The 4,573-nt window shown below is 63.9% G+C and carries 3 protein-coding genes; 1 reads left to right on the forward strand and 2 read right to left on the reverse strand.

Going from position 1 to position 4,573, the window contains the following annotated elements; all coding sequences use genetic code 11:
- Nucleotides 1–235: 235 nt before the first annotated feature.
- Together MOV74_RS31835 and MOV74_RS31840 are read right to left on the reverse strand one after the other, a co-directional pair.
- Nucleotides 236–388 carry an aa3-type cytochrome c oxidase subunit IV gene (locus MOV74_RS31835; protein ID WP_246930960.1) on the reverse strand — a complete coding sequence of 51 codons (153 nt, stop codon included), beginning with the start codon at nucleotides 386–388 and terminating at the stop codon, nucleotides 236–238.
- Nucleotides 389–542: 154 nt separating this feature from the next.
- Nucleotides 543–2,435 carry a M3 family oligoendopeptidase gene (locus tag MOV74_RS31840; RefSeq protein ID WP_246930962.1) on the reverse strand — a complete coding sequence of 631 codons (1,893 nt, stop codon included), beginning with the start codon at nucleotides 2,433–2,435 and terminating at the stop codon, nucleotides 543–545.
- Between the two features lie 127 nt (nucleotides 2,436–2,562).
- On the opposite strand from MOV74_RS31840, the gene MOV74_RS31845 reads away from it, so the two are divergent.
- Nucleotides 2,563–4,059: a sigma-54 dependent transcriptional regulator gene (locus MOV74_RS31845; protein WP_246930964.1), complete on the forward strand. Its 1,497-nt coding sequence runs from the start codon at nucleotides 2,563–2,565 to the stop codon at nucleotides 4,057–4,059.
- Nucleotides 4,060–4,573: the final 514 nt, after the last annotated feature.

Here is a 4,573-nt window from a genome sequence, read left to right on the forward strand (position 1 = left end):
CGGCGCCCAACGCCTTAAACTTCTTCACCGTATCAGGCGAAGCGGCGACCCGCGGCTCCGACGGATCGATTTCCTTGGCAACGGCGATCTTCATAGGCCCTCCGGCGGCGCGGGACAGCGCGCGCGCAAAACTAAGCGTAACTCCCGCAGCGTTCGATACCGGTTTTAAGACCGGCTTGGATGCAAATATTCTGGGCAGCGGCTGCCGCTGGCGTGTGCAGCCGCCGTCGATAGATCAGGTCAGGAAGATCGCCATCAGAATCACGATGAGCGCGACCGAGGCCGTGCCGTACTTCACCAGCGTGATGAAGCCCTCGTAGGTCTGCTCGTGGGCAACGTAGTCGTTGCCGTCGGCGGTGCTGTACGCCACTTCGCTATGATCAGCCATGGATTGTCCCCAGTCGAAAGTCCAATTCTTGGGCTGGGATACCGCAAAGCTTCGGGCAGGGCAACGGCACCGGGGCGCGGTTTTCCGCAAATCAGGTCATTTGGAATTCCGATGGCCGGGAATTGGGCGCCGGCGCGGGAATCGACCCGTCGCCTCAGCCCATCGCCTCCAGCTCGTCGATCATCCCGGCGATGACCGAGAGGCCGCCGTCCCAGAACTTCGGGTCCTTGGCATCGAGCCCAAACGGCCGCAGCAGCTCGGAATAGTGCTTGGTGCCGCCGGCCGCGAGCATGTCGAGATAGCGCTCGGCAAACCCCTCGGCCGCGTTCTCGTAGACCGCATAGAGCGAGTTCACGAGACAATCGCCGAACGCGTAGGCGTAGACGTAGAACGGCGAGTGGATGAAGTGCGGGATGTACATCCAGTAGTTCTCGTAGCCCGCCTTGATCTCGATCGCCGGCCCGAGGCTCTCGCCCTGCACCGACAGCCAGATCTCGCCGAGCCGCGTCGCGGTGAGCTCACCATTCTTGCGCTCGGTGTGGACCGCGCGCTCGAACGAATAGAACGCGATCTGGCGCACCACGGTGTTGATCATGTCCTCGACCTTGCCGGCCAGCAGCGCCTGGCGCTGCCTAGCGCTCTTGGTCTGCGCCAGCAGCCGCCGGAAGGTCAGCATCTCGCCGAACACGCTTGCGGTCTCGGCCAGCGTCAGCGGCGTCGGCGCCATCAGCGCGCCGTTCTTCGCCGCCAGCACCAGATGCACGCCATGGCCGAGCTCGTGCGCGAGCGTCATCACGTCGCGCGGCTTGCCCTGGTAGTTCATCAGCACATAAGGGTGCGCCGACGGCGTGGTCGGGTGCGAGAAGGCGCCCGGCGCCTTGCCCGGGCGCACCGGCGCGTCGATCCAGCGATCGGTGAAGAAGCGCTCGGCGATGTCAGCCATCTTGGGCGAGAAGCCGCGATAGGCCGTCAGCACCATGCTTCGCGCGTCAGGCCAGCCGATGATGTCGGTCGCCGCAAACGGCAGCGGCGCGTTGCGGTCCCAATAGGCCAGCTTCTTCTTGCCGAACCACTTCGCCTTCAGCGCGTAATAGCGGTGCGACAGCTTCGGATAGGCCGCGCGCACGGAGGCGACCAGCGCATCCACCACCTCTCGCTCGACGCGATTGTTCAGATGGCGGGAATCCGCGACGTCCTGGAAACCGCGCCAGCGGTCGGAGATGTCCTTGTCCTTGGCCAGCGTGTTGGTGATCAGCGCAAAGGTGCGCTCATTGGCCTTGAAAGTTTTCGCCAGCGCCTCCGCCGCGCTCTTGCGCTTGGAGCCGTCGCGGTCCTGCAACAGATTGAGCGTCGGCTCGATCGCCAGCTCCTTGGACCCGACCTTGAAGCGCAGGCTGGAGATGGTCTGGTCGAACAGCCGGTTGAAGGCGGAATAGCCGGTCTGCGCCTTCTCCAGGAAAAGCTGCTCGAGCTTGTCGTCGAGCTGATACGGCTTCTCCTTGCGCAGATCCTCGATCCAGGGCCGGTAATGTGCAAGCTCGGCGGCCTGTATCGCCCGGTTCAAGATATCGTCATCGATGCGGTTGAGCTCGAGCGCGAAAAACAGCAGATGCGTGGAGGCCGCCGTCAGCCGCTCGGAAACGTCGCCGTAAAACTTTGAAATCGCAGGGTCCACGCTATCGCCGGCATGAACGAGGCCGGCGTATGAGCCGAGACGGCCGGCAAGATCATCGATCGCCTCATAGCGTCGCACGGCTTCCGCGAGCCATTTTCCGCCATCTTCGTTTGCTGTCCCTGTCGCGAGCTTGCCCTTGTAGTCGGTCTCGAACGCGACGCAATCGGCATCCATCTTGTCGAGATCGCGCGCCACTTCCGGCGCATCGATCCCGGAATAGAGATCGGCGAGGTTCCACTCCGGAAGCTTGCCGGTTTTGCTCGCAGGCTTTGCGGAGGGTTTTGCCTTGGCGGATTTCTTGGCGACGGATTTCTTGACGGCTGGCTTGCGGAGAGCAGACTTCTTGAGAGCAGGCTTGGAGCTCGAATTCATTGTGTGGGAAACCTGTGTTCAACAATCGCGGCGGCGGGCTGGGGCATCAAGGTTTAAGAGTGCGTTAATCGGCTTCGGCCAGAGTGCCCCGATTCGAGACAGATAGTAGTAGCGTGCGGGGAACACCATGGCTGCCAGTATTTTGATCGCCGACGACGACGCCGTAGCCCGCCGGCTGGTCGAGAACATGGTGCAGAAATGCGGCTATGAGACGGTCGTCGTGGATTCCGGCGACGCCGCGATCGCCGCCCTCACCGCCCCCGACGCAGCGGCGATCGACGCCGTCATCCTCGATCTCGTGATGCCCGGCCTCGACGGCATGGGCGTGCTGGCGAAGATCCGCGAAGTCGGCCTCAGCGTCCCCGTCATCGTGCAGACCGCCCATGGCGGCATCGACAACGTGATCTCGGCGATGCGCGCCGGTGCGGCCGATTTCGTGGTCAAGCCGGTCGGTGTGGAGCGGCTCCAGGTCTCCTTGCGCAATGCTCTCAACGCCTCCGCACTCAAGGGCGAATTGCAGCGCATCCGGCACAGCCGCGAGGGCCGGCTGACCTTCTCCGACATCATCACCCGCTCCGAAGCGATGGCAGGCGTGATGCGCGCCGCACAGAAGGCGGCGAACTCCGCGATTCCCGTTCTGATCGAAGGCGAGTCCGGCGTCGGCAAGGAGCTTTTCGCGCGCGCCATCCATGGCAGCGGCGAGCGCAAGGCAAGGCCGTTCGTCGCCGTCAATTGCGGCGCGATCCCCGACAACCTCGTCGAGTCCATTCTGTTCGGCCACGAAAAGGGTGCTTTCACCGGCGCCACCGAGCGGCACATGGGCAAATTCGTCGAAGCCCATGGCGGCACGCTGTTTCTGGACGAGGTCAGCGAGCTGCCGCTGACCGCGCAGGTCAAGCTGCTACGGGCGCTCCAGGAAGGCGCGGTCGAGGCAGTCGGCGGCCGCAAGCCCGTCAAGGTCGACGTCCGCATCGTCTCGGCGACCAACCGCCGGCTGCTGGAGCGGGTGAAACAGGGACACTTCCGCGAAGACCTGTTCTATCGCCTGCACGTGCTGCCGCTGACGATCCCGTCGCTCCGGGCCCGGCGCGAGGACATCCCGCATCTGCTCCGGCATTTCCTGGCGCGCTTTGCCGCCGAGGAGAACCGCCAGATCACCGGCATCAGCGGCGAGGCCATGGCGCATCTCGCCCAGCTCGACTGGCCCGGCAACATCCGCCAACTTGAAAACGCGGTCTACCGTGCGGTGGTGATGAGCGAGGGCGACCAGCTCGGCCTCGGCGATTTCCCTCTGCTTGCCTCGCAGCCGCATCCCGGAACGGAGATTCCGACCGCGCCGTTGATGCTCGAGCCGGCGGCGACCCCTTCGGTGGTATCGGGTAACGAAATACCAATCGCGCCGCTCCCGGCCACGGGAACTCTTGCCATGCTGACCCCGACCGGCGATGTCCGCGCACTCGAGGATATGGAGAACGAGATCATCCGCTTCGCGATCTCGCATTATCGCGGCCAGATGTCCGAGGTGGCCCGCCGCCTCAAAATCGGCCGGTCCACCCTCTACCGCAAACTCGACGAGGCCGGGGTCCCCGGACATGGCGGGAAAAGCGGCGAAGAGACGCACTGAGCCTCATGCGAACGGAGGTTCGCGGGACGATGCGAGACCGGCTGTAAGCCATTAGCATGGCGACCGAATTTGGCGACCGCTTGAACCGTGACTTGGAAGTGACAGACACAGGGAAAAGCGCGTAGCGCAACCGCACAATCCGTTGCCAAGAGGCTCCCTTGAAGTCAGTTTGGCGTGAGTTGTCCCGGTTCGCGCTGGCTGCAAATCCGGGGCCTGTATATCGTCTGCGTATGAATCGTTGCGTGCAGGCGTGCAACTTTCGAGAGGCCGGCGCGATTTAGCCGAAGCTCATAGGCGATAACGAAGCTGTTCCACGAGGGACAGTTCACCCAAGGGGTGCGACACAATGCGTGACTGTTTGAACCACCGTGCGGGCTTTGACCGTGTCTTGATGACGGTCGCGGCGACCTTCCTCACGGTGTCGGCCAGCTCAGCCCTGGCGCAGGATCAGGCGCGCAGCAGCGCTGCCGAGCTCGCGATCGAAGCCGCGATCCCGCGTCCCGAGCCGGCCAAC

The organism is Bradyrhizobium sp. SHOUNA76, from assembly GCF_023006445.1.
Lineage (GTDB): Bacteria > Pseudomonadota > Alphaproteobacteria > Rhizobiales > Xanthobacteraceae > Bradyrhizobium.